This window comes from Streptomyces sp. NPDC054841, assembly GCF_053611045.1.
Genome location: NZ_JBSGZO010000666.1, coordinates 1 through 3719 on the forward strand (window position 1 = coordinate 1; position 3719 = coordinate 3719).

At 66.8% G+C, this 3719-nt stretch carries 3 protein-coding genes and 2 pseudogenes; 2 read left to right on the forward strand and 3 right to left on the reverse strand.

Going from position 1 to position 3719, the window contains the following annotated elements; all coding sequences use genetic code 11:
• The first annotated feature begins 198 nt into the window (after nt 1-198).
• Nucleotides 199-462 (forward strand): hypothetical protein, encoded by a 264-nt coding sequence (locus ACWGI8_RS41355; protein WP_453668606.1) that lies wholly within the window; start codon nt 199-201, stop codon nt 460-462.
• A gap of 12 nt (nt 463-474) precedes the next feature.
• On the opposite strand, the pseudogene ACWGI8_RS41360 reads toward ACWGI8_RS41355, so the two are convergent.
• From ACWGI8_RS41360 to ACWGI8_RS41370, 3 genes and pseudogenes are all read right to left on the reverse strand, one after another.
• Nucleotides 475-612 (reverse strand): annotated as a pseudogene (locus ACWGI8_RS41360) (ATP-binding protein); the annotation flags it as partial.
• A 100-nt stretch (nt 613-712) separates the two neighbouring features.
• Nucleotides 713-836 (reverse strand): annotated as a pseudogene (locus ACWGI8_RS41365) (DUF6233 domain-containing protein); the annotation flags it as partial.
• Between the two features lie 791 nt (nt 837-1627).
• Complete coding sequence (locus ACWGI8_RS41370) at nt 1628-2071, reverse strand: TIGR03618 family F420-dependent PPOX class oxidoreductase (RefSeq protein WP_380767358.1); 444 nt, start codon at nt 2069-2071, stop codon at nt 1628-1630.
• A 621-nt stretch (nt 2072-2692) separates the two neighbouring features.
• Here ACWGI8_RS41370 and ACWGI8_RS41375 point away from each other — a divergent pair.
• Nucleotides 2693-2896: a hypothetical protein gene (locus ACWGI8_RS41375; RefSeq protein WP_453668607.1), complete on the forward strand. Its 204-nt coding sequence runs from the start codon at nt 2693-2695 to the stop codon at nt 2894-2896.
• The last annotated feature ends 823 nt before the right edge of the window (nt 2897-3719 follow it).

Here is a 3719-nt window from a genome sequence, read left to right on the forward strand (position 1 = left end):
CGTTGACGTACAGCACCTTGGCGCCGCGCCGCACGACGACGACTCGGTCGGCCAGGTGCTCGGCTTCGGCCGGAGAACCTCGCGTGGTCGAAGCTGACCGTGCCGCCGGTTCCCCCGTCAGAAGTTCACGTAATTCCCCAGACTCCCGGTCGTCGCCAGGCGTCTCGGGCCGATGACGGTGCTCGTTAGAGTGCCTGCGTGTCGAAGACGAGCGTGAGTAACGAGACGGGCAGCCTGCTCTGCCTCTGGGTGGAGCCCTGGGGAACTGATCACTGGATGCGTCCGGGTGAGGAGTTCACCGTCGTGACCGAGACGGAGCCCGCGGAGTCGCCGTTCAAAGTCGTCGTTCATGACCAGGGCATCACGGTGTGGGTGAATTCGGGCAGTGACGCCGAGGTCTTCGACAAGAACGGCAACCCGGCGCCGTGCGGGCATCAGCGCCCGGCCGACGCCGGATTCTGACCGGCCGCGTCGTCAGGTAAGTGGCTTGACGGGCCTGTCAGTGGGGTTCTTGGGACGCTTGTTCGGCCGGTAGCTAGGGCCGTTCATGATGACCTGATGACTGGTGTTGATCAGCCGGTCCAGGAGCGATTTCGCGACGACGGGATTGGGACCGCTGGCCCGTCCGGAGGAGACCGGTTTTCCCTGTTCGGGTGGCCACCGTTGCCGACCTCGCACGCCATCGGCGCCGAGGGATGTCTGGCCGCTGGTCCTCGCCGTCGAAGCCGCGGTCGAAGCCCTTGAGGACCGGGTCGAGTTCGGCCAGCGGCGCCGCACAGGGAGCACAGCCGGGTACCCGGGTGCTGCGCCGCGTCCAAGGCCCGCTCCAGGGTGAGTGTGACGCTGCGCGGTAGTTGGCCAGCGCGCTTGGAAGAGCATGAGGTCAGCGCCTGATGTTGGGTCGGGGTTGGCCATGATGTTGAGCGATTGCTGGCCACCGGGATCGGGTTCCCGGCCATGGCACTGGCGACCTCGCGTAGTCGGGAGTCTCGCATTCCTCAGCTGTTGAGTGCTCTTGGTGACCGTGAGTGGTCGCCAGTTTCACACCCCAGGTAGTCGTTCCTCGGCAACCGACGGATGCGAGCGTGACGCGCCCACAATCGGACGAATGCGATAGCAAGGCACCGAACGGGGATCCAATTGGCTGGTTGCCCAACCGATTCGACCCGAGGATGTCCCCATGCGTCGTGCCCTTACAGCGGTTGCCTTGTGCGCCGGGACTGTTGCTCTCACGCTCGGAAACGCGGGATTCGCCAACGCGGAAGCTTGGATCTTCCCGCGACAGTGCTTGGACGGGGGCGGGCAGGTTATGCAGATCGAGCCCGGGCTAGGCACCTGCGTCGGCGGGACGTACGACGGCGCCGAGGTGCGAGAGCGAGCCTGAGCCCATTCGATTCCACTGTGATCGCATCGCCCCGCCGAACTGTTCGGCGGGGCGGCGTTACCACGCTCCTGGCGACCGTGAGTGGTCGCCAGGAGCGTAGTGACGCCAGATTCCTCCGGCTTCGGCGGCGAGTTGGGCGGTGTCCGGGCGACCACCGGAGCGGGGGCCTGGAGGACGAGGTCCTTCCCCTGCCGAGGTGAAGCCGCCGGCGGCGACGACTCCCACGACGGGTGTGCCTGCCGGTCAGGGAGCGGGGATGGGGCCTCCGGGCCGGAATCGCTCCACCCCGACGATGTGCCGCACCTTGACCGGGCGCACGATCACCGCGACCCGCTGTTCCCCCGGCATGATCCACTCGAAGTCGCTGCCCAGGTACTTGCGGGCCAGCTGGTCCATCCGGTCGTGTGCCTCCTCGCCCTCGATGAAGCGGGCCACCACGCCACTGATCTGCACTCGGTCGAAGGGGTCGGTGGCGTCCGCGTGCGAGAGATAGACACGGGGGTCGCGGCGCAGGTTTTCCTCCTTCACCCGACCCACCGAGGTGTTGAACGTCAGCTCCCCCTCCCCCTCCAGATCCACCCACATCGGGCTGACCTGCGGTGCACCATCGGCGAACACGGTGCCGACGTACCAGATGTTGGGGGCCTGCAGCCGGGCGCGGACAGCTTCATCGAATGTCGCAGTCATCCTGGGAGGGTACTAACCGTGATCGAGAGAGTTCGAGGGAAACCGTGGAGTCCGCCAGTTGAAGCAGATGCCTGGGCGTGAGCCATCCCCGCGCTCCTGCCCCGGTAGCCGAGACATCGCAGCGGGCTGGGCACCGGCGCTCGTACTGCGCCGGGTCGAGTCCGCCGACTCATGCTCAGCCCCACCAGGTCTCGCACTCACTCGCCAACTGAAGCGCTCCTTACCTTGTTGGCCGACATGCGCGACAAGAACTGGATAGCCGAGTCCAGGCAGCGTCTCGCAGCGACGCAGGCCGCTCTCGGCGAGCAGTCGCACTGAGAATCGCGAGGAGCGCGGATTCCCAACAGAGGATCTTGTCGGAGGCTCTTCTCTACACAGCGACCGCTTGACAACGCTGATTGGGAATCAGTCACACCGGACCAGTTGGTCCGGGCTCGCGGGCGTATCCACTCAGGGGCGGGAGCCCGGCGACTGTCCACAGGCGATCCGTGATCCCTAGGAGGCATGAGCGATCACGAGTAGCAGCAGCTGGCCCCGCGCCGCGGCAAGGTCCTGGAGGCCCTCGCGCGTGCGGAGCGGAAGGTGTTCACCCGGCCCGCGCCGAAATCCGCGAAGGCTCAGGTGAAATTCCTTCTCACGCGGGCGAAGGGGTCGACCCAGGCCCTCGCGGAGCGCCTGGGCGTCTCGCGCTGGACGGTGGAGCGCTACCGCGCTGGGACGCTGACGACCCCGCAGAAGTGCCTCCAGGCCGCCCTGGTGGAGGAGGCCGAATCCGAGTGGCAACCGCAGGTCGTCCGCCGGACGGTCCGCAACTGCCAGAGGTAGGGCGCTGAGAAGGTCTCGCCGGTGGGTCGCGGCACGCCTTGGCGACCTCCTCGTTGCTGAACTGCTCACGGTTGGGCCGCCGGACGACCTGGAACAGGGTGTCGATCTTCTCGGCCAGCGTCTTGGGCTCTTCGCGTTCCTCTGGCATACGCCTTGCTCCTCCCCTCGTCCCGGGCGGTTCGCTCGCGTTGGCTCAGATGAAGCGGATCTTGTTCAGCATGCACGTCAGCATGGGTGTTCGGAGGTGGCTCCGTGGCTCGGGCCTCGCCAGCCGCAGGCGCAGGCGGCCCGGCAGGCGGCCGCTTTCGGGCGCCTCATCAGGCCGTTGTATGCCCACCACTCGCTCGTTCGGTGCCCGCCGCTACCGCTGCCGATATCCAAGTACACGGGCTTGGGCTCACTTCCGTCGGCGAGGACGGCTCCCACGATGCCCTCATGGGACTCCCCGTACTCCTCAGCGCTCCACCCCAACTGCTTCTCCTTCAATCCTGCACCGGGAGGAACGCGGTCGGCTCCTCACAGGTCGTCGACATCCGATGCCCGCGTGCCGGGCGCGGTGTTACGCATTCGAGGGTGAGGATGCCGCAGGCCATGCACCTGCGGCGAGCGATTGCCCCAAAACCGACCGGATCGAAGTGCAACCCGGGCCGCGGTCGGCGCCTGGGACCCACAACCCGCAAGCATGGTCTCCCTGTTACGGCCGCCCACAGACCTGCCCTCCGGACAGGGGGTCTATCAGGAATCAGGTGTAGTTCGTCTGTTTGGCCTATTGGTTCTTGGGCGGGCTGATCGGCCTACACTCGTCCGGCCGTAAGGCGGCCGT